The sequence below is a fragment of the Tardiphaga robiniae genome, assembly GCF_001618955.1.
Classification (GTDB): Bacteria; Pseudomonadota; Alphaproteobacteria; order Rhizobiales; family Xanthobacteraceae; genus Tardiphaga; species Tardiphaga robiniae_A.
This window is the reverse complement of record NZ_LVYV01000007.1, coordinates 81,349-107,083: the sequence shown is the minus strand read 5'-3', so window position 1 is coordinate 107,083 and position 25,735 is coordinate 81,349. Positions and strand designations below refer to the sequence as shown.

The following is a 25,735-nucleotide window of genomic DNA, read 5'->3' as shown; positions in this document are numbered from 1 at the left end:
CAGCCCTGCAGAGTGCTATTTGCAGCCCATGAGCGACACTTTTCCAGATCAAACGGCCCTGGTGCTGTTTTCCGGCGGCCAGGATTCCGCGACCTGCCTGGCCTGGGCGCTGGCGCGCTTCAACCGCGTCGAGATGCTGGGCTTCAGCTATGGTCAGCGCCACGCTATCGAGCTCGACAGCCGCGACAAGCTGCTGGCCGGCGTGAAGGCACTGAACCCCGGCTGGGCCGCCAAACTCGGCGACAGCCACACGCTGGATATCCCGACACTGTCCGCCATCTCCGACACCGCGCTGACGCGTGACGTCGCCATCGAGATGGGCGCCGACGGGCTGCCCAACACCTTCGTGCCCGGCCGCAATCTGGTGTTCCTGACATTCGCGGCAGCGCTGGCCTATCGGCGCGGCATCACCCACATCATCGGCGGCATGTGCGAGACCGACTATTCCGGCTATCCCGATTGTCGCGACGACACCATCAAGGCGCTGCAGCAGGCGCTCAATCTCGGCATGGCGAAGAACTTCACGCTGCACACGCCGCTGATGTGGCGCGACAAGGCGGCGACTTGGGCGCTGGCGCATGAGCTCGGCGGGCAGGGCCTCGTCGACCTGATCCGCGAACACTCGCACACCTGCTATCTCGGTGAGCGCGGCGCGTTACACGACTGGGGCTATGGCTGCGGCAAATGCCCGGCCTGCGAGCTGCGCGCCAAAGGCTGGCGCGCATTCGCAGCCACGGCTGTCTAGACCGAGAGCGACTCGCGGACCTTGGCCGCCTCGCTCGCGCTGAGGCCTGTCAGCGGCGGACGCACCCGCAGCCAATTGTCATTGTTGTCGCGCTTCGCCAGCAGCACCTTGAGCGAGGGAAGCTGCACATAGGTGGACACCGCATTGCGCGTCGCCACGATCCGCTCCTGTGCGGCCGCGACTTCAGCCTGTTTTGCTGGGTCGTTGAAGCCGTTGAATACAGTCGCGAGCTCACGGCTGACGAGGTTGGACGCTGCCGTGATACAGCCGGCGCCGCCCAGCGGCAGCAGCTTCAGCATCAGGGGGTCGGCGCCAACCAGCACCGAGAAGCCCGGGAAGCGCTCGACGATGGCGCTCATATTGGCGAACTCGCCCGCGGAATCCTTGATGCCCACAACGATCTCCGGGAAACGCTTGCGCAACCGATCGATGACATCGAGAGAGATCGGCACCGCCGACATCTGCGGGATGTGATACAGCACGACGCGCAGGCGCGGATCGGCGACGCGCTCGATCACTGCCGTATAGGCATCGACGATGCCATCATCGGACACGCCCTTGTAGTAGAACGGCGGCAGCATCACGACGGCACCGACGCCATTGGCAACCGCGTGTTTCGTGAGCTCGACCGTTTCCATGATCGACGCAACGCCGGTGCCGGGCAGCAGCTTCGACGGCGCGATCCCCGACTTCACCACGGCGTCCAGCAGCGCCATGCGCTCGCGGGATGACAGCGAATTGGCTTCGCCTGTGGTGCCGAGCATGGCGATGCCGGTGCAGCCGTCATCGAGCAGGCGCTGGCAGTGGGAAGTGAACAGACCCTGATCCACCGACAGGTCGGCGTTGAAGGGGGTGGTCGCGGCGCAGTAGACGCCGGTCGGGAAGGGAGCTGTCATCGTTGTGCTCTTTCGGGTGCGTGTTGCAGGAGTTCTTCTAACGAAGCGCTGGTGTTTTCACCTCTCCCCCCGCGCGAAGCGAAGCTTCGCTAGAGGGGAGAGGTGAAGGAAGATCACGGCATGATCTGCCCGCCATTCACCTCGATGACCTGGCCGGTGATGTAGCTGCTCATGGTCTCGTCGGCGAGGAACTGATAGGCGCCGACGCAATCGTCCGGCGTGCCGATGCGACCGAGCGGGATGCCCTGGCGGGCGCCTTCAAGCTGCTCCGCGGTCGAATAGCGCTGGTGGAACGGCGTCATGATTACGCCCGGCGCCACCGCATTGGCGCGTACATTGAACGGCGCCAGTTCCTTCGCCAGCACACGCGTGATGGTGCTGACAAAACCCTTGGCGGAACCGTAGAGGCCGGCACCGCCGCTGCCGCCGTTGCGGGCCGCGACCGAGGTCGTGTTGATGATCGAACCCGCGCGCTGCGCCTCCATGATCTTCGCGGCCCTGCGGCAGGCGAAGAACACCGAACCGATATTGAGATCGACCACGTCGTCATATTGCTCGTCGGTGGCATCAGCGATCGAGGTGCGGCCGAACATGGCGCCGGCATTGTTGATCAGCACGTCGATGCGGCCGAGCTTGGCATGGGCTTCGTCGATCACGCGCGCAGCTTCAGCACGCTCCGACACGTCGCCGCGCACGAGGTCGGCGGTGCCACCACTCGCGCGGATATTCGCGACCACTTCCTCCGCGCCTTCCGGATTGCCGTTGTAGTGCACGATCAGCCTGGCACCGAGGGCGCCGAATTTTGTCGCCACGGCGGCGCCGATGCCGGAGCTTGCGCCGATGATCACGGTAGCCTTGCCGTTCAGTCCGTTGGTCACGCCTGGTCCTTTCCGATTGAGCGAGCGTTCGACCACGATTTCAGCAACCTGACAAGTTGTCAGCGCTTGTGCGTTGCAGCACGATACTTGACCAAGTCATGCAATTTAATTGTTGTATCTCAATGATATAAGACAACAGCGGCCCATCTGCGCGACGTTAACATGTTGACAAGTTTGCCGCCGCCTCCCATGGTCGCCGAAATTTTTTGGGCGAGGAAGTGTTTCCATGCGACGGCGCTCCCGGGCGATCGCACTGTCACACGAAACCTCCGCCGCCATCCCTGTGAGCTGCGGTTTGACCGATCATGAAGCCGATTGATCCCTCTGAATTGCCTGAAGCACCGCGTCCGCGCGGTGCCGCTGGTTCGCTCGTCGACAAGGTCTATGGCGAACTCGCGCAGCGCATCGCGAGCGGCGATTACGCGCCGGACCAGAAGCTGCCCGGCGAGCACGAACTCGCTGATATGTTCGACGTCTCCCGACCGGTGCTGCGCGAAGCCCTCGGCCGGTTGCGTGAAGACGGACTGATCACGTCACGCCAGGGCGCGGGCAGTTTCGTGCAGATGCGTGCGCAGCAACAGCCGCTCGGCTTCGCGCGGGTGGAAACCATCGCCGACATCCAGCGCTGCTTCGAATTCCGCATCACCATGGAAGCCGATGCTGCGCATTTTGCAGCGCTTCGACGCAGCGACGACAATCTCGGCAAGATGGAAGCAGCGCTCGGCCTGCTGCGCGAGGCGACGAAGAAGCGCAAGCATCGCGAAGACGCCGACTACGCCTTCCATCTCGCCGTGTCCGAAGCGACCAACAACCACTATTTCGCGACCTCGCTGAATGCCCTCAAGGACCATGTCGCTGTCGGCATGAAGCTGCACGGCCTGTCGCTGATGGGCCCGCGGCCCGGCCTCGAGCAGGTGTTCGAGGAACACAGCAGTATTTTTGAAGCGATCCGTGATCGCGACGCCGAAGCGGCGCGCACGGCCATGCGTCACCATCTCGAAACTTCGCGCGACCGCCTGTTCGAAGGCCGGCTGCTCGATCTCTCGTTCCGGTGACGGGGAGGGTGAATTGACCGACCATACCGCATTCCTCGCAACGCTTGCCGGCATTGTCGGAGATCCCCGCCACGTCATCGGTCCCGGCGGCGATTTTGAGCCCTATGTGGTGGACTGGCGCGGCCGCTATCACGGCAAGGCGCTGGCCGTCGTGAAACCTGGCTCGACGCAGGAAGTCTCCGACGTGGTCAAGGCCTGCGCGGCCGCCGGCATCGCCATCGTACCCCAGGGCGGCAATACCGGCATGTGCGGCGCGGCGACGCCGCTCGGCGAGCGCGACATGATCGTGCTGCGTCTCGATCGCCTCAACAAGATCCGCAGCGTCAGCCGTCTCGGTGACTCCATCGCCGTCGATGCCGGCTGCATCCTCGCCGACATCCAGAAGGCCGCCGACGAGATCGACCGCCTGTTTCCGCTCAGCCTGGGAGCCGAAGGCTCCTGCCAGATCGGCGGCAATCTCTCGACCAATGCCGGCGGCACCGCTGTGCTGCGCTATGGCACCACGCGCGAACTCGCGCTCGGCCTCGAAGTCGTGCTGCCCGATGGCGAAATCCTCGACGGCATGACGGCGCTGCGCAAGGACTCCACAGGTTTCGATACCAAGCAGCTCTTCATCGGCGCAGAAGGCACACTTGGCATCATCACCGGCGCGGTGCTGAAGCTGTTTCCGAAGCCGCGGGCGAGGGCAGTGTCCTTCGCCAAGCTGAACAGTATCGACGCGGTGCTCGACCTCCTCGCGCAGGCGCGCACCGAACTCGGTGACCGTATCGGCGCCTTCGAGGTCATGTCGCGCGGCCAGATCGAAGTCATCGCCGAAAATTTGCCGCTGGTGAACATCCCGTTCGAGCTGGATACGCCATGGTATGTGCTGATCGAACTCGTCGATACGCTGGCGTCAGTCGATCTGAACGCGGCGCTCGAAGCGCTGCTCAGCAACGCCTATGAGCGCGAGCTGGTTACCGATGCGCTGGTGGCGTCCAGCGAGACCCAGGCCGCGGCGTTCTGGAAAATCCGCCACAGCGTGTCGGAAGGCAGCAAGAAGGCCGGCTACGTCATCTCGCACGACAGCGCCGTGCCGCTGTCGCAGCAGGCGACTTTCGTCACGCAGGTGGAAAAACGCATCGCCGCCTATCGGCCAGATGCGCGCATCGTGATGCATGGCCATATCGGCGACGGCAACATCCACATCCTCGCGATCATTCCGGGCCTGGAGCAAAACCAGAAGGATCAGATCCAGGACACGATCCGCGGCATCAACACCATCGTCGATGAAGAGACCGTCGCGCTCGGCGGCAGCATCAGTGCCGAGCACGGCATCGGTATCGCCAATCGCGAGCGGCTTGCACGCGTCACCAAGCCGACCGAGCTGCGGCTACTGCGCAGCGTCAAGCAGATGCTCGATCCGAACGACATCATGAATCCCGGAAAAGTGTTGCCTGCATAGGCGCATGTCCGCCGACATCTGCTTGCTTCAACGACTTCAAATCATCAGATCAGAAGGGAAACACCAATGAGAATGACATCGATCCTGATGGCCGCCTGCGTCGCCTTGGGCGCCGTCGGGCAGGCCAGTGCGCAGGACGCGAAATATCCGACCAAGCCGATCACCATCGTCGTGCCCTTCGCGGCCGGCGGCACCGTGGATATCATCGCACGCATGGTGTCGGAGAACCTGCAGAAGAAGCTCGGCGCCACCGTGCTGGTCGAAAATATGGGCGGCGCCGGCGGCAATATCGGCGTCACCCGCGTCGCCCGCGCAACACCTGATGGCTACACGATCGGCCTCGCCAGCACATCGCCGCTGGCGATCGCGCCCTCGCTCTATGGCAGCAAGCTTCAGTTCCAGCCGGAGAAGGACCTGGTGGCCTTCGCGCAAGTCAGCATTGTGCCTAACGTGCTGGTGGTGAATCCCGATCGCATCAAGGCCCGCACGGTGCCGGAGTTGATCGAATATATGAAGGCCAATCCTGACAAGGTAACGTTCGGCTCGGCCGGACCCGGCACCTCGCAGCATCTCGCCGGCGAACTGTTCCAGCAGATGACCGGCACCAAGATGGTCCATGTGCCCTATAAGGGCTCGAGCCAGATGGTCACTGACCTGATATCAGGTCAGATCGACATCGCCTTCGACAATGTCCCGCTGCTGCTGCCGCATGTCGCCGCAGGCAAGCTGGCGATGCTCGCCACGGCAACGCCGAAGCGCGCCGAATTCGACGCAAATGTCCCTGCCGTCGCCGAATTCCTGCCGGGCTTCGAGGCTGTCGCCTGGCACGGTTTCATCGCCCCGGCAGCGACGCCGAAGCCGATAGTCGACAAGCTCTCGGCGGAAATCCGCGAATTCATGAGCCTGCCGGAAACCAGGAAGAAGATGGCTGAACTCGGCGCAGTCGCCGTGGCGATCCCGCAGGATGAGTTCACCAAATACATCGCCAGCGAGACCCTGCGCTGGAAGGGTGTGATGGAGAAGGCCAACGTCACGATGAACTAGGCGACCGCGCAGATGGTGACGACGTCACGTTCGTCACCATCTGCGATATCGAGCGTCCATCAAAGGACGCCGAAGATCAAAATAGAAAAATACATGGAGGAATGTTCAATGAGACTTCGGTCAATCCTGATGGCTGCCTGCCTGACGCTCGGCACGCTCACGCCAGCGACGGCCCAGGACGCGAATTACCCGAGCCGCCCGATCACCAGCATCGTTCCGTTTGCCGCCGGCGGCACCGCCGATATCTTTGCGCGCATGGTGTCGGAGCATCTGCAGAAGAAGATGGGCGCGACGGTCATCATCGAGAATGTCGGCGGCGCAGGCAGCATCATCGGCGTCACCCGCGTCGCCCGCGCTGCGCCCGATGGCTACACAATCGGCCTTGCCAGCACCTCGGCGCTGTCGATCAATCCGACGCTGTATGGCGCAAAACTGTCCTACAATTCTGAAAAGGATCTCGTGCCGATCGCGCAGATCAGCATGGTGCCGAATGTGCTGGTGGTGAACCCGACCAGGATCGCGGCGCGCACGGTGCCGGACCTGATCGCCTATATCAAAGCCAATCCCGACAAGGTGACATTCGGCTCGGCCGGCGTCGGCACCACGCAGCATCTTGCCGGCGAACTGTTCCAGCAGATGACCGGCACCAAGATGGTCCACGTACCCTATAAGGGTTCGAGCCAGATGGTTACGGACTTGCTGAGCGGCCAGATCGATATCGCCTTCGACAACGTGCCGCTGCTGCTGCCGCATGCGGCGGCCGGCAAGCTCGCGATGCTCGCGACGGCCTCGCCGAAGCGCGCCGAGTTCGATCCCAACCTGCCGGCGGTGTCCGAATTCCTGCCGGGTTTTGAGGCCGTCGCCTGGCACGGCTTCATGGCACCGGCCGGCACGCCGAAGGCCATCACCGACAAGCTGTCGGTCTCGATCCGCGAATTCATGCAGTTGCCCGAGACGAAGAAAAAGATGTCCGAACTCGGGGCGGTCGCCGTGGCGGTCCCGCCGGATGAATTCGCCAAATACATCGCCAGCGAAACGCAGCGCTGGAAGGGCGTGATCGAGAAGGCCAACATCACGATGAACTGACGCTGGCGAACCGGCGGGTGGGCAGGCGGCCGATGCCGCCACCCATCACGCCGGGTCGAGATATGGCTCGAACGCCTCAACCGACACTTTCAGCGTCGGGTCGCCATCGGCGCCCCACAACTCCGCGCCGTCGAACACGACGGTGTAGAGCCATTGCGGGTTTTCGCCCTGGTCATGCGCCGCCGTGTCGGGATAGACATGGGCGCCGTGTATCCGCTCGATCACCCCGACATGACCGCGGACGTAGCGCGGCAAGCGCGTATGGGTGGTCGGATGAATGTTCTTCATCCGCACGCGATCGCCGATCGCGAATGCGGCAGGCGCCGAAGCAGGGCGCGTGAATGAGCCGCGCGTCAGCACGCGGTCGACGCTGTTCGTGGTGAAGCTGCCGCGCTTCAGCGGCTTTGGCGGCGCCGATGCGTGGCCGGCCTTGACCTCATCCGCAGCGAGGAAGCCGCGTTCGACCAGCATATCCTCAAGGCCGAGAAACCATTTCTTGTAGTAGCTGCTGGAGAGATAGACCTCCGGCGGCAGCGTCTCGCGATAGAAGCGTGAGGCATCGATGTTGAAGGCACCGGTCGCGCCCATGGCTCGCACCATGGCCAGCACGCGCGCTTCCCATTCGGCATGAAACATCGGCTCGTTCGGCTCCGGCTCGACCTTGCCGAAACCGTCCATGCCGCCCATGTCGTGGACGCCGTTCACGATGGGGCTCCCGGCGCTGTCACCAGACCCGTGCCGATCATCGAGTCGCGCGTGACCAGTTCGGCGAGTTGTTCCTCGCTCCAGCCCTCGGTACCTGCAGGGCGCATCGGCAAAACCAGAAAGCGCGTTTCCGCCGTCGAGTCCCAGACGCGGATCTCCGTATCCTTGGGGATCGTGAAGCCGAAGTCCGCCAGCACGCCGCGCGGATCCTTGACGGCGCGCGAACGATAGGGCGCCGCCTTGTACCAGACCGGGGGGAGGCCGAGCATTTCCCAAGGGTAACAGGAGCACAGCGTGCATACGACCATGTTGTGGCGTTCGGGCGTGTTCTCGACCACGACGAGATGATCGCCGGTCCGGCTGACATGGCCGAGCGTACCGACCGCCGCGGAGCCATCGGCCAGCAGCGCCTCCTTGAAGGCCGGATCGGTCCAGGCCTTGGCCACCACCAGCGCACCGTTATGCGGGCCGATCTTGGTCTCATAGGCCTGGATCATCGCGTCCAGCGCAGCCGGATCGATATAGCCCTTCTCGGTCAGAATGGTCTCGAGCGCGCGGACGCGCAGCTCGGTGTCCGACAATTCGGAATGATCGTGATCGTGGTCATGATGGTGTTCGCTCATACCGGCAGGATAGGCGACGCGCGAATGTTCTGTCGAGCGTTTCGGGACTCAGCTACGCCTACGACATGGCTGCTCTTCTCTTTCGCGCACTCGTCCTGTTCGGCTTCGTCGCTGCGGCGCAGCTGGTGGCTGCGGACCACGCGGAGGCGGCCAATGGCGCCTATGCGGTCGATGCGGCGGATATTTCGGACCTCGGCTCCTGCAAGGTCGAGAGCTGGTATTCGATGGCCACCAACAGCGACTTCGCCGCGGTGGCCAATCCATCCTGCGTCGTCGAAATCACGCGTCCGGTCGAACTCAGCGTGCTCACCAATTACAGCCGCTCCGACGGCGATTTCAGCACCACGCTGGCGCCCAAGGCGAAGATCAATCTCGAGCCGACCGGTATCGGAAAGTTCGGCGTCTCGGCGCTGGCCAGCGGCACATTCGACGCCATGACCGGCCAGAACACGGCGGTTTTTGCGGAGATTCCGGCGACCTATCGCTTCTCCGAAACCACGCGCATCAATCTCAATGCCGGCTGGCTGTGGGACCGCGTGCTCGATCGCCACTACTTCACCTATGGCGTCGGCTTCGACTGGAAATTCACCGACGTGCTGGAATACACCGTCGAGCTTTACGGGCAGGCGGGTCACGCCGGATTCGCCAGCGTGATCCAGCCCCGTATCCAGACCGGCGTGCGCTATCGGCCCAACGAGACATTCTCCCTCGACGTGATCTACGGCCGCAACATCACCGGCGAGAATTCGAACTGGATCACTGTGGGCACCACGATCCGGTTTCCGCCGCCCGGAAGCGTGCGCAAGCCCGATGCGCATTTGTGATCCACATGGGGCCGCCAATCGCTGTAAAACCGCGATATTGGCAAATTGAGTGATTTTCCGACAAGTATCTGAAATATCTCGGTGTTAGCGTCCGACCGTGTTCAAGCCCGCTTGCGGAAATCCAGTGTCAATCTTGCGACGATCTTGCGACTTCCTGTCTGTCATCGCCATTGCGGCGGCGCTGGTGACGCCCGCATTGGCAGGCACCAGCCTGCTGACCGACAAGCCTGATCTCAGCAGCTTTTCCCAGGAGGGCCTGAACCGCGTCACCGAAATGCTCGACCGCGAAGTCGGCCAGGGCCATCTCGCCGGCGCGATCATGCTGATCCAGCACCGCGGCAAACCGGTCTATTACGAGGCCTTCGGCGTTCGCGATCCCGCGACCATGGCGCCGATGACGACGGATACGATCTTCCGGCTGTATTCGATGTCGAAGCCTGTGACATCAGTCGCGGCTATGATTTTGGTGGAGCAGGATAAGCTCAGGCTCGACGATCCCATCGCCAAATTCATTCCGTCTTTCGCCCATCCGCAGGTCGCGACCGAGCGCACGGATGCCAGCGGCAAAACCTATCTCGACTTCGCGCCGGCCGAGAAGCCGATCACTGTGCTCGACCTGATGCGGCAGTCGTCCGGCATCAGTTCGGCTTTCACCAATCTCGGGCTAATCACGGAGCTTTATCTCGACGCAGGCCTGTTCGACGGCGATTTCGATAATGCCGACTTTGCCGCGCGGCTTGCGAAACTGCCGCTGGCCTATCAGCCGGCCACAGTCTGGGACTATGGCCATTCGACCGATCTTCTCGGCCGCATCATCGAGATCGCATCGGGCCAGTCGCTGTATGACTTCCAGCGGCAGTATCTGTTCGATCCGCTGGGCATGACCGACACCGGCTACTACGTGCTCGATCCCGCCAAGGCGCCGCGGATTGCGCAGCCGATGCCAACTGACCGTATCATCGGCAACGAGACCATCAGCGATCCCACGATGAAGCGAAGATGGGAGTCAGGAGGAGGCGGCCTCGTCTCCACCACGGGCGATTACGCGCGCTTCCTGCAGATGCTGATCAATGGCGGCACGCTCGACGGCGTCCGAATCCTCAAGCCCGAGTCGGTCCAGCTGATGCGCCAGAACCAGGTCGCACCGGCCAGCGATGTGAAGCCCTGGGCCTATTACTATCCGGGCGCCGGTTTCGGTTACGGCCTCGGCTTCGGCGTCCGCACCGGACCCGGCGACGACGGCGTTCCCGGTTTTGTCGGCGAGATGGCCTGGGGCGGCGCCGCCGGGACGTATTTCTGGACCTATCCCGATCAGGACGTGGTGATGATTCTGATGGTGCAGACACCGACCCAGCGGGGCCGCATCCAGCCGATCCTGAAGACGCTGGTTTACGACGCGATCAGGAAGTAGCTGGAGCGTGACCGGGTGAAGGCTCTAGCTCGGCCCCAGAGCCCACATCTCGGATTCGCATAAGGTATATTATGGAATAAGTGCGCGGTTTCGATTTTGTCGCATTTTTCAGCTCGGATCGCTACAGATTGCGTCGGAACCGAACATACTGCGGTTTCAGTTGTCGCATTGTCGGGCAATAGCTCATGTGCAGCGTCGGGTGCGCAGCCGAAAGTGAGGCCGTTCGGCAACAGCCAGTTGGTAATCGATTTTATTTCGAAAACATCGCACAGCGATAATTGGACTGTCTTCCTGTATGGCTTGGACGTTTTTCCTGTGAGGCTTGTCGGTCAAACTACATTAGCAGGACTCGATCCTTCACCGCTAAGAACTCAATTCTTTCGGCCGTAGCGAACGCAATATCTCGCTGGGCAATTCGGCTCGTAGTCCGTGCATCTGCGCCCTCCTGCGCTGGGCTGGCGCTTTATCCGTCTGCAGATTAGTAGAATCCTCATCGATCCGCGAACGGCTCGATCGTTGCGAACTATCCTCTGTGTTCAGGTTGACCTGCGCGCCCGATACCGCATGGGCGATTGATCGCGACAGTAGCTAGTGACCTCGTAATTCGGCGGAGATCTACTGTGCCACAGCCCAGCATCCGTGCTCTTCGGTCGGAGTTAGTTCCTCGGGGGCTCTCAGGTTTCGTCTGCTTGTCCGAAACGCATGAACCGCGTTTTTGGGGGGCGATCTGGATAGAAGTTCTCAATGACGCAATGCGGCCATCGACGAAACAAAGGCGCTTGCGCGCGATCAACCGCATCTACTCCTATGCTCAGGATCGGCACGGCGGAAGCGATTGTCTCGACAAACTCCTGGCAGACCAGGAAATTGATGCTCTCGAAGACATACTCATCGGTTTCCTCGCAAGCTTGCGGAACCAGACAGCTAGGGACGGCAAAAACAGGTCGGCAACTTGGGAAACATCTCTAGCGTTCGTGGTGGATATTCTGCGTCACGGGAGCAACAGCTCCGAATTTCGGGCAGGGGCTATTGAGGCTCGCCTCCGGCGCCTTAGTCAGCTGTACGGTCAACTCAGCCCTGCCCCAGTTCGGGCCCCTGTCCCTATTCGAGCGCTGCCGCCCGTTGTAATTGAAGATCTCTACGAGATATTCAATCCATCGTCAGATCGCAATCCGTTTCGAACTGAAGCTCAGCGCTGGCGCAACTTGCTCGTTTTCACATTGCTGCTTCGCATGGGCCTCAGGCGTGGAGAAGCCGCTATCCTTCTCCGGAACGCAATCGAAGATGAGGACGATCCATCTACTGGCGAGAAGACTTACCGCCTCACCGTCGAAGGAACGGCTGACGATGATGTCGATCCCAGACGAGAACCACCAGGTCTAAAAACTTTCCTCGCCGTTAGGCAACTTCCTGTTCCACTCGAACTCGTCGCGATCTTCGAACGCTACGGCGCAAACTACCGCGGCCGAACTTATCATCCGCAGCTTTTGATGTCTCAGAAGCGGAATCCAATCTCGCTAAGAGCTCTCAGTGAGATCTTCGAGATTGCCACTCAAGCATTGTCCGAACCAGCGCGTCGAGCGCTCAATAAGCAAGGACTTTCTAGCGTGTCCGGTCATGACCTGAGGCATACTTGCGCCGTAACCCGAATGCGATTGTATCAAGAAGGCGGCATCGAACTGGACCGTGCGGCTGAAAAACTCCGAATGTTTTTCGGATGGACGCCGAGTTCGGACATGCCGCGGCTGTATGCGCAAGCTTACTTTGAGACGTCGGCTGCGGAGGTCTGGAACGAAAGCTTTGACGACTTCGTCGACGCTTTGCGCCATTGCGTTGGCCGAGAACATACATGAAACCAGCATCTCAACAGAAGAAAGAACGACTTGCGACTGAGATGGTCCGGGCGATTTGCAACGATCTTCCCCCTCCTCCATCGACCGTCCGATACTACGACGACTTCACAAACGAATACCGCCCGATCAAGAAGTTCCCTTCTCTCTCTGCAGTTTCCTTCTATGTCGACGGGCGCAAGCGGACCGTAAACCTTGCCTTCTTTGGGGTGGCAGAACCTATACTAAGGCTGGCCCTCGCGGATTGGCTGCTTACCAATGACCAATCGAGCGCAGCGGTTTCATTTCAATCCCTCGATAATTTTGTCGCGACGCACGGCCTCTCATCGCTCGCAGTGCTGATTACGTCGTCGCCTGGAGAGATCGAGGGCTATTGGCGCTCATTCGTACTGGTACAAGCAATGCGAAACGCACTTGCGTTACGGCAATTGCTTCACGCCTTATGCGCCAACTCAATCGGAAACTGGACACCCGCAGGTGCCAGACCGCCCACCTCGGTCACGCGATGCCCCTGGGCACCGTAGGACTGCGCGTAGGCGACGAAATCCGGATTGCCGAAAGTCATCCCCGCATCGGCGAAACCGTCCACGGCCTGCTTCCACCTGATCATCCCGTAGGCGTGATCCTCGATTACGAGCACGACGAGATCGAGCTTCAGACGCTGCGCGGTCTCCAGTTCCTGCGAATTGATCATAAAACCGCCGTCGCCGGCGACAACGAGTACACGGCGCTTCGGATACAGCAGCGCCGCCATCATGCCCGACGGAAGCCCCGCTCTCATCGTCGCAAGCGCGTTGTCGAGCAGCAGTGTATTGGCGACGTCCGTGCGGTAGTTGCGCGCGAACCATATCTTGTACATCCCGTTGTCCAACGCGACGATGCCGTCGGGTGGCATGACCTGGCGGACGTCGTGGACGATCCGCTGCCAGCGGAAAGAGGTCTTCGTTGGCACGGTCGCCGATGTGGCGCAGGATGGCCTACCTCACCATTCCATTCGACAGTGGATCGAACCGAGCAGATTGCTTGTTTAGGCGCTCTTCGTCCCAGGCCACGCGATCACTTGGCCAGACATTACCAGCCGATCACGCCCACCATCCTTAGCGGCATATAGGGCTCGATCCGCCGCCGCGACCAAGGATACACAATCGGCTGCGACTCCGGCAGGCAGGTTCGTCGCTCCGCCAAGGCTTACCGTTACCCGCTTAGAAGGCGGATTCAGAACGTGCAGCATGCCAAACTCATGAAGCGCCTCGCGCACCCTTTGACCGACTTGCTCACAGCCTTCCGCGTCGGTATTTGGTAACAGCAAAACGAACTCCTCGCCGCCATACCGCGCGGCAAGATCCGCCGGTCGCTGGGCCTGTTCGGTCAAAATCCGCGAGATCGAGCGCAGGCAACCATCCCCCGCTTGATGGCCGTACTGGTCGTTGAATTTCTTGAAGTGATCGACGTCAATCAGCAATAGCGACAAGGGAGTATTATCGCGGCTGGCCTTGGCCCACTCTCCCTGCAACCGCTCATCGAAGTGGCGGCGATTAGCAAGCCCGGTAAGCCCATCGGAGATCGCAAGAGCCGCGAGCTTCTTCTCCAAATCCTTGTGCTCGGTCATGTCGCGCGAGATTGCAACGACGCCATCGATCTTGCCGGTCTCGGGCACGCGGGTTACACGCATTGCCGTCTCGATCCAGATCTCGCCTTTTTGCCGATGGCGGGTGCGATAGATGATCCTGGCCTCTTCCGCTTCGCCGAGTTTCAACGCAGTAACCGTCTGCTGGACCCGCGGCAGGTCCTCGGCATTGATCCCGGCGAGGGCGGGAGTTCCGATGATCTGGCCAGGGTCCCAACCGACGACGCGCGCACAGGACGGCGAAACGTAAAGAATCCGCTCGTCGAACCCGATCCGCGTCACCATGTCACTGGATTGTTCGGCCAGCAACCGGAAGTCCGCCTCCTTGGCTAACAGCGCTGCTGCCATGCGCTGCCGCTCGAGCAACTGACGGACGAGATAGAAACCGGTGGTGGCAATCAAGCCGGTCAGGCCGAGGACGAAGACCATCCGTGTGAGTGCCTCGTATCGCCAGGATTCGAGCACATCGTCCACGGCTTTCGTGGCGAGGACGACAAGTGGATAGCGGCTGCTTAACTGGTAAAAACTCAGGCGCTGCAAGCCATCCAACGGTGACTTGAAGTAGTAGACGCTGGCTGCTGGTCTATCGAGAAGGTTTTTGAACAAAGGCGAATTCGACATATCGCGGCCAACATAGGTACCCTCGTCACGACTTCGCGCCAGCATGATGCCATCGGCATTCAGCAGCGAGACGGCGCCGTTCGGGCCGATGTCAAACTGCTCGTAAAACTGCGAGAAATAGGCCGCATCGATGGTCGTCAACGCCACGCCAGCGAAACTTCCATCCGGATGATTGAACCGGCGCGACGCGGTGATGATCCACTGTCCACCGGATCGGCTTTTAATCGGGCGGCCGATCAGGGTCTCTCGATCTGATGATGCGCGATGGCGCTGGAAGTAGTCGCGGTCGCTGTTGTTCAGGCGCGTGAAGTCCACTTGTTCGGTGGTTGCCAGCCAGCGGCCGGTCTCGTCATAAATGAACATACCCCGAATTCGCTTCTGCGTGGATTTGCGGAGTTGCAGGATCGTCTGGATTTTTTTGATCGCCGCCGGGCCCGTTCCGTCCGTCTCCAAACGGTTGACCAGTCCGATGAGAATAGTGTCGGCCAACTCGAAAGTGTCATCAGCATGCTGCGTCAGCGAACGGGCGAGGTTTGCCATATCCACTTCTGCATTCTTCAGGTCGTTTTGCCGCGATGACCATTCCCGCCAGCCGTTGAGCGCCAGAATCGCAACGCAAGCCAATGCCACAAATACTGCGGCCCAAAACGGGAGATAGATCTGGTCAAGTGCGCGGCGGCTTCGAGTCATGTTTAACTCCGATGCTCAACCTTCCACGCGGACCGTTAATGCAATACTGCGAGCATATTCTGACGGTCAAATATGGTTATTACGTTTTAACGATCAGCGGTTTATCTTCGGATAGATTGAGTTAATCTGCTTCTCGCCACATCCGGGGCGACGAGTCGAGCCCTCGCCGCCGCCAGGCATTGCTCCCCGAGATCCGGCGCCTTCGCGAAGTCTCCATCGACCTGGTAGCCCTTAGCTTTGAGATGCTTGTAAATCTAGAGTTCCACGAATTTATCCGCGCGTTCAGTCATCGATCCACCGAGCTTTCAGCAGCACGGCAATGGACGGATTCTCCGCCCAAGACGTCAAGATCAGGTTTTGATCGACCAAAAACCTTTGTTGATGTCGAACTTGATGGCGCCCTCATCTCGCATCTTCAGCAAGTGCGACTGGCAGGCTTCCTGGTTCGGCATGTTCGCGCGCTTCATGACCTCGAAGATCTTCATCAGCTTCTCAAGAAGCGCGGTCATAACTTTTTCTCGATCCTTCAACATCTATCGTTCCTTTTTCAATTGCCTCATATTGCACAGATGATCTTTCTCGACGATCGCCAGAGACACATAGCGTTCTGCGCGTCTCGTGTCGACGATGCCGCGTCAGAGCGAGCTTGTTGGCGCGCGGAAAGGCGACCTCTACGGCGACCGCATCACATCGAAAATCGTCGAGTGTTCCAAAGGCGGCGCAGGCTCGGTTGGTGATCGACGACGCCCCGCGAACAGCATGCCGCCGATGAACGCCGCGGCCAACATGCCGAGAGGAGCCGCTTTGGTCACATCCTTCAGCATGCTGACATAGGCTCCGGCCGCCTGGCCGCATCCACATTGTCTTTAAGGTGTCGACCGACCCGATCCACTTCTTCGACGGCCGTATGCACGACCTGGGCTGCGGCATCGAACCTCTGCTGTCCGCGCGAGGTCCGAGCATCATCATCGGTCATCCGACTATCCTCCGACGTCGGGGCGGCTGTAGCCTTTCTTGCAAGTCCCACGGCAAGCCAGATCGCGGCGGGAGTTCATACCTGTCGCAGAGGCGCTCTCGTACGTGGATCCGCGTGTGCCATACTGGCATCTCGGGATGCACGCCAGCATGCACCGCACCGCGTCGGCCTATTTGCGTCTCCGGATTACATCGACGGGCGTGGCATGCCGCAACATCCCGGTGAACTCGCAAAGCACGGAGTGCGTCAACTTCCGATATCAAAGCACTGAACAATCCCTACGTTGGTCCCCTCTCCTGCGCCATGGGATCATTACCTAGCGGAGGCGCGTCGCGCGGACACCATTACGCAGGAAGCCGTGTGATAGCGAGGCATCGCAGCCATGATGACAGCTTTCAGTCCCTTTAATGGGCCGGAACCTTTATAGCTGGCTTCGCGGTGGTGGGAGTGCGGCTCTGCGGCGCCGGCCAATTCTAGCCTTGGCTGCTTCTGAGCCGGAATTTAACAGTACGCTATGCACAGCGGAAATGACTGCGAACGGCGATCACCTTGATACGCAGCCGCCGGAACCGATGTGACAAATCCCAACGATCGTCCGCTGTGCGCAAAACCGGCCATCCGCCACCGCAGGAAAGCACCGCAACTGTGAAAGCTGCTTTCAAACCGCCGCCATCAAAGTTTCTTGCTCTCGAGCCAGCTGCGGATGACCTGGATGAGCTCTACCTTGCGTTCCAGCGGTAGCCAATGTCCGGCGGGCATGCTCGTCACAGTAAGGTCTGAGCAGGCTGCGCGCATTGGGTCGCCTTGGCGATTTCCGATGATGGTGCAGACCTGATCAAAGTCGCCGTTGACGAACAACACTGGCTGCGAAAGGCGGCCGCCATCAGGTGCTTCGCGCGCGTAGGCGATGTCGGCGGCGTCGTTCATGTACCACGCACAGGAGGGACCGAAGCCACGAGCCTCGAAAGACTGCACCAAAACGTCGAAGTCCGCCGACGGCCAGATACCCGGGTCAGGTTTCGTTGGCGGGGCGCGGTGCGCTTTGCCGAAGCGCCCTCCGTTGCGAGTGACCACCGCAAGCGGCGCTACCTTGCCGATGGCGGCGGGATCGCCCGGCCGAAAGATCGATGCCAGGGATGCCGCCTTATCAGCATCTAGGTCGGCGACCGCCGTCTCGAAATGCTTCGTGTAGTAACGATAATAATCCCACTGGCCATCTGGATACTGGTCATCCGGATAGATGGCTCGATCGACCAGCGGGACGATTGTTCGAAGGGCGTGTCCGTCCGGTTGATACGCAAGCGAGGTCAGCACGACGCCACGGCTGCGCGCGGGCTGATGCGCGACTAGTTCACCGACCACAACACAGCCCCAATCGTGGCCGATCCAGATCGCAGGCTCGCCGCCCAGATGATCATGGAGATCCGCCATGTCCGTCACAACATCTTCGATCGCATAGGCATCATTGGATGCAGGGGCAGACGAGCCGCCAAATCCCCGTAGATCGGGAGCCACGCAGTGCCAGCCATCGGCGGCAAACGCATCCAATTGGGCGCGCCACATTAGACTGATACTCGGCCAGCCGTGCAGAAAAATCATCAACGGTCCGTCGGACGGCCCGCACTCGATGTAGTGCGTCGTGTGACGCGGCATGCTGAAAGTGCGCGAAACCAGCGTGGGCTGATGGAAGCCTGTCATGGTTGAATACTCCGGCTGGATTCAGAGGTATTTGAGCTTGAGAAGGTTCCCTTGGTCCTTTGACGTCGCCACCGCGTTTCGGTTTTTCCTGAATGCAGAGGACGCGCTTAGGCGCGAGGCCTTGCGGGCGATTTATCGGCAGCTCTGCAAGGGCGGCGTACTGGTGTGCAACATCCAACTGAACGCAACCTCACCAATCGAGAGTATCACTCGTATCCTGAACTGGGCATATCCAGCAAGGCCTCGAAACACACTGACCTTGGACCAATTTTCGAGAGTGCTCTCGGCTGAGGAATTTGAGGTAATTGAGAGCACGTATTACGGCTCTCTCCCGCGACGGGGCAGCGTGCTTCCGCGCCTCTGAAGTGCTGGTCGGCCCATTCTAAAGATATGCCGGAGCCTCACGGTCCCGGGATTTCTCGCGGAGCATTTTCTCATTGTGTAGCGAAAGGCGTAGGCCGAAAGCGCATCTAAATTCCGTCCTTTCATGAGTTCCCGGCCCAGACGAACTCCACGCAACGAACTCCACGCCCCCTTTAGGCGGCGAGTGGAACGACATCTCCCTGGAGGGCGGCGCTGGCAGCGTTGCAGATTGCACCGCCGGCCGCGACAAACGGATCAGCGGCGGCACTATCGAGATGCACGAGTGCGGCTGCTGTCATGAGGAAGGCAGCAACCTCTTGCGTGGAAAGCCTTCCCGAGATCACGCAGCTTGCCGAGTAAGAGCTACCCCAAGACCGAGCCCGTGCGGCGAGACATTTAACCCAAGATTTCACGAACAGACGATGGCGCATATCGGGCATATCACGGGCCGGGCTCCGGGGGACGTGATATTCCCAAAATCCTCGGAGCGCTTGTTCAACCATGCATGATCTGGGACAAACCAACGACGGCGCCGCTTGCCGCACCGCCTGGCAAATGTGCTATATTGGCCTCATCACCGTCCGACCAATGAGTTGAGGGATGCCCGATTATCGCGCCTATCTCGTAGGAAAAGACGGCATTTCGAAAGCTTCGAAGTAGTCCAGGCCGCTTCCGATGAACAGGCCTTAAAGGTCGCAGAGAAGCGCGGCGGCGAATGCGCAATTCATGAGGAGGCCTCATGATTGCATCCCGTTTATAGGCGCTAGCGGATGACAGGGTTCCGGTTTACGTTCTGGCAGACATGCCGGTTGACCGATCCGACCTAGCCGACTTCACGTATTTTTTGGCGATCTCGAAGCATCGCAGCTTCAGGCGTGCCGGTATTGAATTGGGTGTGAGCGCATCCGCACTGAGCCACTCCTTGAAGGGCCTGGAGGCCCGCCTCGGAGTTAGGCTCCTGAACCGGACCAATCGCAGCGTCACGCTGACAACGGCGGGTGAACAGCTTCGGGACGCCATCAGTCAGCCCTTCGACGCCATTGGTCACGCGATCGAGGCCTTGAATAATTTCAGGGACACACCGTCAGGGCGGATTCGACTGAACGTAATGCAAGATGCAGTGCCGCTATTGTTGGGGCCAGTCATGCCGACTTTCGTCGATCGTTATCCGGACGTCGATATTGATCTGGTCGTCAGCAACCGGATGGTGGACGTAATCGAAGAAGGTTTTGACGCGGGGATCCGTTACGGCGGTACTGTTCCTCAGGACATGATCGCTTCACGGCTATCGGCCGATTTTCGTTGGGTTGTCGCAGCCTCTCCCGCTTACCTCGAGCGCTTCGGCGTTCCGATTCATCCAGACGATCTGCGAAGTCACCGGTGCCTTCGCCTTCGGCTTGGCAACGACCGCATCTATCAATGGGAATTCGACAAGGGTCCCGAACACATTGAGATAGATGTCCCTGGCTCCATCACCATCGATGAGTCGGGAGCCGCGATGGCCTTCGTACGCGGCGCCGTCGGTCTTTTATTCGTTGCCGAACCCATCGTTGCCCCGTTGGTCGAGCGCGGCGAACTGAAACTGGTGCTGGAGGACTGGGCCACGCCCGGTCCCGGATTTTACATGTACCACCCTAGTCGGCGCCAAATTCCGACCGGCCTGCGATTACTGTCCGACCTGATCCGTGAATTGCGTCCGATGGGACTATAGATATGTCTTTGAGAAATCGAAATCAGAACAACCTTGAGGCAGACCTTACGCCGTAATCCCGCAGCACCAAGGTGCCGAGCACGACGATTAAATGCGGTCGGTAGGATGAACGGCCGGTACGGAAAGTCCGCGGGCAACGCGACCACGGCGCCGAGCGCCGCCGCCGACCAACGTGCCGCGACGCCCAACGACCAGTGTAGCTTTCAGCGACTGGAAGCGCGTCATCCAGCGGAATGCGCGTCGCAATCGGAACGATGCACATGGAGCAAGCTTATGCTGAGATCGAAGTGATGGAGCGCTCTGATTGTCACCGACCGTGCACCGGCGATAACAGAAACGACCGATATCGCCATTTGCGGAAACACTCGTCCGTCACCGTTTCAGCAAGCGTCGGAAGCGGTCCGGGTATCTAAGGTTTGAACATCGATGTCTGATCACTGTCACGAGGAATAACGACATGTCGAAACCTGACCGTTTTACCGGCAAGGTGGCCTTCATCACGGGTGCAATCAGCGGCATCGGCCGCGCTGCGGCCATCGCTTTCGCCGCGGAAGGCGCGCGCGTGGCCATCCTCGACCGAACCAGCAATGCGCTGAAAGAAACCGAGGAAGCCGTGAAGGTCGCGGGAGGCGACGTACTGGCCATCGCGTGCGATGTGTCGTCACCGGAGCAGGTCGAGGCCGCCGTCAAGCAGGTCGTCAAGCGGTTCGGGCGACTCGACATCGCCTTCAACAACGCAGGCGTCGAGAACAAGGCGGCGCCGCTTCATGAAATCGAACTAGGTGAATGGGATCGCATCCTCGGCATCAACCTACGCGGCACTTTCGTCTACATGAAGCATGAGATCACGCAGATGGTGCATCAGGGCGACGGCGTGGTCGTGAACACTTCGTCCGGAGCCGGTATCCGCGGCGTTGCAGGCGGCGCCGCCTATGCCGCGTCCAAGCACGCGATCATCGGCATGACCAAATCCGCCGCGCTCAACTATGCAAAGCAGAACATCCGCGTGAACGCCGTCCTGCCCGGCAACATCGAGACGCCAATGATGGACCGTTTCACGGGCGGCGACGTTCAAAAGGCGATCGACCTCAAGCCCGTGGGGCGCCTCGGCAAGCCGGAAGAGATCGCGGAAGCTGTGCTGTGGATGAGTTCTGATCTGGGCGGCTTCGTCACCGGATCTTCGATCGTCGTCGATGGTGGCTGGTCGCTATGAGACTTCTGGGAAGTGGAAAGCCAGTGTCGGAGCGTACCGCCCGCGCAAGCGCATCCGCAAAAAACCGAAGCAAATTTGGCATTGACTCCGCCTGAATGTTCTCTATTTGTTCTTTTCATAATGACCGCGTTTTCTCACACTCCGATCGCCCGGATGCGCCCGGAGCGCAGCGCGACGACGCGCGCATCGTACATACGCATACGCTGATCCTTTGATTTGAGTATTCCAAGGATTCCCGGATGATTTCATCCGCTTCGGGACGAGCATATTCATGCCCAATGCGCTATGCTTGGTAGCGTTCTCCTTGAAAAAAGAACAACCTCTCCTCCATGAATAACTATCCGAGTTTAATGAAGACCCCTAGTTGCCTTCCCGTCATGAAGTCCGTCGAGATCCATCCGTCTTTCGATTCGAAAGAGCGTGGCACTCACGCTGCCCCCTTACACGAACAAAATCGGCGCCGCGGCGATTTCTGAGCGGGAATCGACAGTAACTTCCCGCTGGCCGCGCGGATCACGGACAGGCCCTGGGAACTCCGCTTTTGAAAATGAAACCGTTGATTTGTCTGATGGGGGCGGCTGGCTTATGCTGATGCCGTGACATCCGGAGCTGTGTAAAATGAGAGTCAGCGAAAGAATCTCCCTGCTCCGTAGGCAGCGGGCAGAAGCCAATCTCGGTAAGGCCGATCCCGAGAGCAAGCTCGGCTAGACTTCTCAATGAAACCGAAGACAACATCTCTGCGTTACGCGCGTTCGGATCGGCTGCTCAGAAGTAACAACAACACCAAATCGCCATCGACGCGCTCGTTGCAACGCTCGCGCTTGCGCCGTCTGACGCCTTACTGTGGCGCGAACTCGCCTCGATTCACCAACTCTCCGGCAATTCGACATTAGCTGAGGCTTGGGCTCTGGAGTCCCTGTCGATCGATCCAAAGCATGCGGCAACATGGCTTCAATATGCAAGTCTCGCGGATCAACTAGATCACCCTGAAGTGTCAAGGTCATGGTCGCGCCGATCGACTTCGAAAAGGACAAGGTCGACCTCGCCGTCCAGTTCGGCGCCGGCAATTGGCCGGGCGTCGAGACCGAACTCCTGTTCAAGGACCTGATCCAGCCTGTCTGCAGCCCCAAGCTCATCAAGAGCGCGCGGCTTTCGGAACTCGACGACCTCAAGAAGGTGCCGCTCCTGCATTCGCACTACCGCCGGACCGACTGGCCGGATTGGCTGATGGCGGTGAAACGGCCGGACCTGCTGGCCAACGAGGGTATCAGTTTTCCGAGCTCGGTGCTGACCTATCAGGCCGCGGTCGAAGGCGTCGGTGTCGCGGTCGGTCAACTCTTTCTGCTGCGCAACGAGATCCAGGACGGAACGCTGGTACCGCTGTTCAACGCGCCGTTTGAGCGCCCGATGGCCCACTATGTCGCCTGGCCGAAACAACGTCCCCTCGGCCGTAAGGCACGCAGTTTCATCCATTGGCTCAAGGGGCAGATCGCCGAATCCCTCGCTGCGGCGTCGTAGGAAACGGAGGCCGACGGCCGCAGGTTCGGGCCACGCGTTCCGCAGAGAAGCAAATCCGGAACGGAGGCGCGCCGACAGTCTCCTGCGACCGCGACATGGCCGCCGTCGCGTCGCATCCCATCGCCAGGATGACGTCGCAGTCCCCTTTGGGTCCTCCGTGACGATCGTGCACACTAGTTGCGGGGCCAATTCGCATCGGCTCCAACGCGATTGTTCGGAAAGCCGCGCCAGGCACGACGAGGCGACCGATCACAGCGACGAAGTCGTTGCTCTTCTTGAGCCTCTCGTCGGTTCGCCGACGTTGCTGATGATGGCGTTGGAGAAGATTACCGGCTGGCTGAAGCGCACAAATCCGGCGGCTGAAAAGCAGGTGTCACACGAGACGGCTTGATCACCCCGGCTAAACCCGGCTGCGTCGCGCACGCGTACCAACGCCCAAAGTGTACGTTGCTTCACGTCACGGTAGAGCTTGGAGCAGAGGCTGGGGTGAAAAGCGAACTTTAGCGGTCTTGCCCAATAGGATTAGCGCACGCGGCGTTAAATCGGCATCTAAAACGCAACAGGATCGCAAACGCCACACTTTGACTCGAATGCAGCTGTTGCACTTGCGGGCTCACAGCGCAACAAACGCCCTGTTCTTCCAGTGCAACGCGTCCACACGACGATCATGAATGGAGCGCTCTAATATAGGGCTCAGGACTCAGTCACTCACCCAGCTACAGAACCGAAACCGCATACTTGGCGACATATTATCCCATAGCGATCCCAGAGGTTTAGCTCAAATTGTTGCGATATCTGGTTGACCGAGCAGCCACCCGAGCCAGTTCGTGGTCCCACATCATTGCATCGTCAGCCGCCGAAATATCTGACGTGATCTAGGTCTGCGATCAATCCCGGCTGCGTCGGTTGCCATCCCAATTGCTGCTGTGTCCAGGCACTGGACGCCGGTGCGTCCATGGCCGCGAAGCCCGCGAACCAGCCGAAGTGATCGGCGGCTTCAGCCGGCGATTTCGAGACGACTGGCAGGTTCAGGTGCCGACCGATGACCTCGGCAAGCTCACGGAATGCGACGCCTTGTTCGGCGCTGGCGTGATACCGAATGTCGGCGGAACCGTGCTCCAGGACGAGCCTGTAGAGCCGGGCGACGTCCAGCCGGTGTGCCGCGGGCCAGCAGTTGAGGCCGTCGCCAATATAAGCCGAGGCGCCCTTCTCCCGCGCGATATTGATCAGCATCGGCACGAAGCCATGGTCGCCATCGCCATGGACCGATGGCGGCAGCCGGACCGACGAAGTACGCACGCCGCGAGCTGCCAGACGCTCGGCGACCTGTTCCGATACGCGCGGGCTTGGCGACGCGCTCGACGGGCCCATGTCTTCGGTGGCCACGCGTCCGGGCGCGATGAAGGCCATGCCGGAAGTTACGATCAAGGGCCGCTCGGAGCCCGCCAGCACATCGCCAAGCGTCTCGATGGCACGCGCGTCGATCGCGCAGTTTTCCTTGAATTTCGAGAAGTCGTGGATGAAGGCCGTATGGATCACGCCGTCTGAATTGGCAGCCCCGGACCGCAGGCTGTCCAGATCTTCCAGATCGCCGCGATGGATCTCCGCACCAGCGTCGACCAGTGCCTTGGCAGATGCATCCGAGCGCGCCAGACCTAGCACCTGATGACCGGCGGCGATCAGTTCCTGAACGACCGCCGATCCGACAAAGCCCGAAGCACCGGTAACGAAGACACGCATGTGATATTCCTCTCGTGAATGCGCGGATGTATCGGTCCTGCGGTACAGTGCGTGAAGCCGCGACGTTATACGGGTATGGCGACTAACAGGCTGAACATGACGATTGCCGAAACAACCCCGAGCGCAAGTTCCAATCCGCTTGGCGCCTATCTCAGGGATCGCCGCGCGAAGCTCGATCCCGTGGCGTTCGGTTTTTCGTCCGAGCGACGCCGCACGCCGGGCCTGCGGCGCGAGGAAGTCGCGCAACGCGCCAATGTCAGCGCCACCTGGTACACATGGCTCGAACAAGGTCGCGGCGGCGCGCCGTCTGCCGATGTGCTCGATCGAATTTCACGCGCACTGGAATTATCCGCTGTCGAGCGCGAGCATCTGTTTTTGCTGGCCCAGCACCGGCTGCCGGAGGTGCGCTTCGAACCCTCGGATATCGTATCGCCAACACTGCAACGAGTGCTGGATGCGATGAAGTTCAGCGCCGCCGTCGTGAGGAATGCGACTTGGGATATCGTGGCCTGGAATCGCGCGGCGCTGGCCGTACTTGGCGACTATCCGAACATCGCGCCCGAGGACCGCAACGTCCTGCGCATCCTGTTCTGTCGTCCGAATGTCCGCGCCAAGATGCCGGACTGGGAGCAGGATGCACGTTTCGCCGTGGCGGCCTTTCGCGCCGACATTACACGCAGCGGCGCGTCGGAGCGCGCCCAGACATTGATCGACGAGCTCTGCCGCATCAGCCCCGACTTCGCAGCCATGTGGCATGACAACGATGTCGGCAGCTACGGTGAAGGCCGCAAGCATGTGAACCATCCCGTCGTCGGGCCTTTCGTGATGACCTATTCAACCTTCTCGGTCGACGGCCAACCGAATTTGGGCATGGTCGTCTATACGCCGGCAACGGCCGCGGACGCCGAGCGAATGAAGGCACTGATAGCGGCGAAAGCGGGCTAATCCCACGCTTGTCATTCCCCGCCACTTCAATTGAAGTGGCGGGGAATCTCGCAGTGTGACACACATCGGGAT

General features: G+C 60.4%; 22 protein-coding genes and 1 pseudogene. 12 read left to right on the top strand and 11 right to left on the bottom strand.

Annotated elements, in window-relative coordinates:
• Positions 1–28 precede the first annotated feature (28 nt).
• Positions 29–745, top strand: a complete 717-nt coding sequence (queC, locus tag A4A58_RS10960; RefSeq protein ID WP_068731829.1) for a 7-cyano-7-deazaguanine synthase QueC — start codon at positions 29–31, stop codon at positions 743–745.
• Here the strand turns inward: queC and A4A58_RS10955 are convergent.
• Both A4A58_RS10955 and A4A58_RS10950 read right to left on the bottom strand, forming a co-directional pair.
• Entirely contained in the window at positions 742–1,641 is a 900-nt protein-coding gene (locus A4A58_RS10955) for a dihydrodipicolinate synthase family protein (RefSeq protein WP_068731827.1), read from the bottom strand. The two genes, queC and A4A58_RS10955, sit on opposite strands and share 4 nt — an antisense overlap.
• A 113-nt stretch (positions 1,642–1,754) precedes the next feature.
• Entirely contained in the window at positions 1,755–2,519 is a 765-nt protein-coding gene (locus A4A58_RS10950; RefSeq protein WP_086937018.1) for an SDR family NAD(P)-dependent oxidoreductase, read from the bottom strand.
• 305 nt (positions 2,520–2,824) lie between these two features.
• Between A4A58_RS10950 and A4A58_RS10945 the strand changes: the two genes are divergently transcribed.
• The 4 genes from A4A58_RS10945 (at position 2,825) to A4A58_RS10930 (ending at position 7,148) form a co-directional block, all read left to right on the top strand.
• The gene (locus A4A58_RS10945) at positions 2,825–3,574 is read left to right on the top strand and encodes a FadR/GntR family transcriptional regulator (RefSeq protein ID WP_068731823.1); all 750 of its coding nucleotides are present in this window, start codon (positions 2,825–2,827) and stop codon (positions 3,572–3,574) included.
• Between the two features lie 13 nt (positions 3,575–3,587).
• The gene (locus A4A58_RS10940) at positions 3,588–5,018 is read left to right on the top strand and encodes an FAD-binding oxidoreductase (protein ID WP_068731821.1); all 1,431 of its coding nucleotides are present in this window, start codon (positions 3,588–3,590) and stop codon (positions 5,016–5,018) included.
• Positions 5,019–5,084: 66 nt separating this feature from the next.
• Positions 5,085–6,062 carry a Bug family tripartite tricarboxylate transporter substrate binding protein gene (locus A4A58_RS10935; RefSeq protein WP_192855903.1) on the top strand — a complete coding sequence of 326 codons (978 nt, stop codon included), beginning with the start codon at positions 5,085–5,087 and terminating at the stop codon, positions 6,060–6,062.
• A gap of 108 nt (positions 6,063–6,170) precedes the next feature.
• Complete coding sequence (locus tag A4A58_RS10930) at positions 6,171–7,148, top strand: Bug family tripartite tricarboxylate transporter substrate binding protein (RefSeq protein WP_068731817.1); 978 nt, start codon at positions 6,171–6,173, stop codon at positions 7,146–7,148.
• 45 nt (positions 7,149–7,193) lie between these two features.
• Here the strand turns inward: A4A58_RS10930 and nthB are convergent, their stop codons facing one another.
• Complete coding sequence (gene nthB / locus A4A58_RS10925) at positions 7,194–7,853, bottom strand: nitrile hydratase subunit beta (protein WP_068731815.1); 660 nt, start codon at positions 7,851–7,853, stop codon at positions 7,194–7,196.
• A complete protein-coding gene (gene nthA / locus A4A58_RS10920) occupies positions 7,850–8,476 on the bottom strand; it encodes a nitrile hydratase subunit alpha (RefSeq protein ID WP_068731813.1) in 627 nt (208 codons plus the stop codon). Before nthA ends, nthB begins: the two co-directional genes overlap by 4 nt.
• Positions 8,477–8,541: 65 nt before the next feature.
• On the opposite strand from nthA, the gene A4A58_RS10915 reads away from it, so the two are divergent.
• The 3 genes from A4A58_RS10915 (at position 8,542) to A4A58_RS10905 (ending at position 12,564) form a co-directional block, all read left to right on the top strand.
• Positions 8,542–9,300 (top strand): hypothetical protein, encoded by a 759-nt coding sequence (locus A4A58_RS10915; RefSeq protein ID WP_139069831.1) that lies wholly within the window; start codon positions 8,542–8,544, stop codon positions 9,298–9,300.
• A 124-nt stretch (positions 9,301–9,424) separates the two neighbouring features.
• Positions 9,425–10,711 (top strand): serine hydrolase domain-containing protein, encoded by a 1,287-nt coding sequence (locus A4A58_RS10910; RefSeq protein WP_433993619.1) that lies wholly within the window; start codon positions 9,425–9,427, stop codon positions 10,709–10,711.
• A 689-nt stretch (positions 10,712–11,400) separates the two neighbouring features.
• On the top strand, positions 11,401–12,564 hold the full coding sequence (locus tag A4A58_RS10905) for a site-specific integrase (protein ID WP_139069830.1): 1,164 nt from the start codon (positions 11,401–11,403) through the stop codon (positions 12,562–12,564).
• Positions 12,565–13,036: 472 nt separating this feature from the next.
• Here the strand turns inward: A4A58_RS10905 and A4A58_RS10900 are convergent.
• From A4A58_RS10900 to A4A58_RS31645, 6 genes and pseudogenes are all read right to left on the bottom strand, one after another.
• Positions 13,037–13,535: pseudogene (locus A4A58_RS10900) on the bottom strand (thiamine pyrophosphate-dependent enzyme); the annotation flags it as partial.
• 53 nt (positions 13,536–13,588) lie between these two features.
• On the bottom strand, positions 13,589–15,499 hold the full coding sequence (locus A4A58_RS10895; protein ID WP_068731809.1) for a diguanylate cyclase: 1,911 nt from the start codon (positions 15,497–15,499) through the stop codon (positions 13,589–13,591).
• A gap of 350 nt (positions 15,500–15,849) precedes the next feature.
• Positions 15,850–16,008, bottom strand: coding sequence for a hypothetical protein (locus A4A58_RS10890; protein ID WP_244499728.1), 159 nt, complete (start codon positions 16,006–16,008; stop codon positions 15,850–15,852).
• A gap of 162 nt (positions 16,009–16,170) precedes the next feature.
• The gene (locus tag A4A58_RS30775) at positions 16,171–16,323 is read right to left on the bottom strand and encodes a hypothetical protein (RefSeq protein ID WP_158005671.1); all 153 of its coding nucleotides are present in this window, start codon (positions 16,321–16,323) and stop codon (positions 16,171–16,173) included.
• Positions 16,324–17,147: 824 nt separating this feature from the next.
• On the bottom strand, positions 17,148–18,173 hold the full coding sequence (locus A4A58_RS10885; RefSeq protein ID WP_068731807.1) for an alpha/beta fold hydrolase: 1,026 nt from the start codon (positions 18,171–18,173) through the stop codon (positions 17,148–17,150).
• A 536-nt stretch (positions 18,174–18,709) separates the two neighbouring features.
• A complete protein-coding gene (locus tag A4A58_RS31645) occupies positions 18,710–18,835 on the bottom strand; it encodes a hypothetical protein (protein WP_283804894.1) in 126 nt (41 codons plus the stop codon).
• A gap of 503 nt (positions 18,836–19,338) precedes the next feature.
• On the opposite strand from A4A58_RS31645, the gene A4A58_RS10875 reads away from it, so the two are divergent.
• The 3 genes from A4A58_RS10875 (at position 19,339) to A4A58_RS10865 (ending at position 22,978) form a co-directional block, all read left to right on the top strand.
• Positions 19,339–20,247 (top strand): LysR family transcriptional regulator, encoded by a 909-nt coding sequence (locus tag A4A58_RS10875; protein WP_068731803.1) that lies wholly within the window; start codon positions 19,339–19,341, stop codon positions 20,245–20,247.
• Positions 20,248–20,704: 457 nt separating this feature from the next.
• Positions 20,705–21,460 carry an SDR family NAD(P)-dependent oxidoreductase gene (locus A4A58_RS10870; RefSeq protein ID WP_068731801.1) on the top strand — a complete coding sequence of 252 codons (756 nt, stop codon included), beginning with the start codon at positions 20,705–20,707 and terminating at the stop codon, positions 21,458–21,460.
• A gap of 1,002 nt (positions 21,461–22,462) precedes the next feature.
• The gene (locus A4A58_RS10865; protein WP_068731799.1) at positions 22,463–22,978 is read left to right on the top strand and encodes a LysR substrate-binding domain-containing protein; all 516 of its coding nucleotides are present in this window, start codon (positions 22,463–22,465) and stop codon (positions 22,976–22,978) included.
• A gap of 849 nt (positions 22,979–23,827) precedes the next feature.
• Here A4A58_RS10865 and A4A58_RS10855 read toward each other — a convergent pair.
• The gene (locus A4A58_RS10855) at positions 23,828–24,718 is read right to left on the bottom strand and encodes an SDR family oxidoreductase (RefSeq protein ID WP_068731795.1); all 891 of its coding nucleotides are present in this window, start codon (positions 24,716–24,718) and stop codon (positions 23,828–23,830) included.
• A gap of 96 nt (positions 24,719–24,814) precedes the next feature.
• Between A4A58_RS10855 and A4A58_RS10850 the strand changes: the two genes are divergently transcribed.
• Entirely contained in the window at positions 24,815–25,663 is an 849-nt protein-coding gene (locus tag A4A58_RS10850; protein ID WP_068731793.1) for a helix-turn-helix transcriptional regulator, read from the top strand.
• Positions 25,664–25,735 lie beyond the last annotated feature (72 nt).

Bases quoted from the DNA above. Each gene is read 5' to 3' on its own strand.
- A4A58_RS10865 (WP_068731799.1), top strand. From the start codon at position 22,463: ATGGTCGCGCCGATCGACTTCGAAAAGGACAAGGTCGACCTCGCCGTC.
- A4A58_RS10870 (WP_068731801.1), top strand. From the start codon at position 20,705: ATGTCGAAACCTGACCGTTTTACCGGCAAGGTGGCCTTCATCACGGGT.
- queC (WP_068731829.1), top strand. From the start codon at position 29: ATGAGCGACACTTTTCCAGATCAAACGGCCCTGGTGCTGTTTTCCGGC.
- A4A58_RS10855 (WP_068731795.1), bottom strand. From the start codon at position 24,718: ATGCGTGTCTTCGTTACCGGTGCTTCGGGCTTTGTCGGATCGGCGGTC.
- A4A58_RS10895 (WP_068731809.1), bottom strand. From the start codon at position 15,499: ATGACTCGAAGCCGCCGCGCACTTGACCAGATCTATCTCCCGTTTTGG.
- A4A58_RS10935 (WP_192855903.1), top strand. From the start codon at position 5,085: ATGAGAATGACATCGATCCTGATGGCCGCCTGCGTCGCCTTGGGCGCC.
- A4A58_RS10875 (WP_068731803.1), top strand. From the start codon at position 19,339: ATGCCGGTTGACCGATCCGACCTAGCCGACTTCACGTATTTTTTGGCG.
- A4A58_RS30775 (WP_158005671.1), bottom strand. From the start codon at position 16,323: ATGCTGAAGGATGTGACCAAAGCGGCTCCTCTCGGCATGTTGGCCGCG.
- A4A58_RS10885 (WP_068731807.1), bottom strand. From the start codon at position 18,173: ATGACAGGCTTCCATCAGCCCACGCTGGTTTCGCGCACTTTCAGCATG.
- A4A58_RS10930 (WP_068731817.1), top strand. From the start codon at position 6,171: ATGAGACTTCGGTCAATCCTGATGGCTGCCTGCCTGACGCTCGGCACG.
- nthA (WP_068731813.1), bottom strand. From the start codon at position 8,476: ATGAGCGAACACCATCATGACCACGATCACGATCATTCCGAATTGTCG.
- A4A58_RS10890 (WP_244499728.1), bottom strand. From the start codon at position 16,008: ATGACCGCGCTTCTTGAGAAGCTGATGAAGATCTTCGAGGTCATGAAG.
- A4A58_RS10915 (WP_139069831.1), top strand. From the start codon at position 8,542: ATGGCTGCTCTTCTCTTTCGCGCACTCGTCCTGTTCGGCTTCGTCGCT.
- A4A58_RS10850 (WP_068731793.1), top strand. From the start codon at position 24,815: ATGACGATTGCCGAAACAACCCCGAGCGCAAGTTCCAATCCGCTTGGC.
- A4A58_RS31645 (WP_283804894.1), bottom strand. From the start codon at position 18,835: ATGACAGCAGCCGCACTCGTGCATCTCGATAGTGCCGCCGCTGATCCG.
- A4A58_RS10955 (WP_068731827.1), bottom strand. From the start codon at position 1,641: ATGACAGCTCCCTTCCCGACCGGCGTCTACTGCGCCGCGACCACCCCC.
- A4A58_RS10945 (WP_068731823.1), top strand. From the start codon at position 2,825: ATGAAGCCGATTGATCCCTCTGAATTGCCTGAAGCACCGCGTCCGCGC.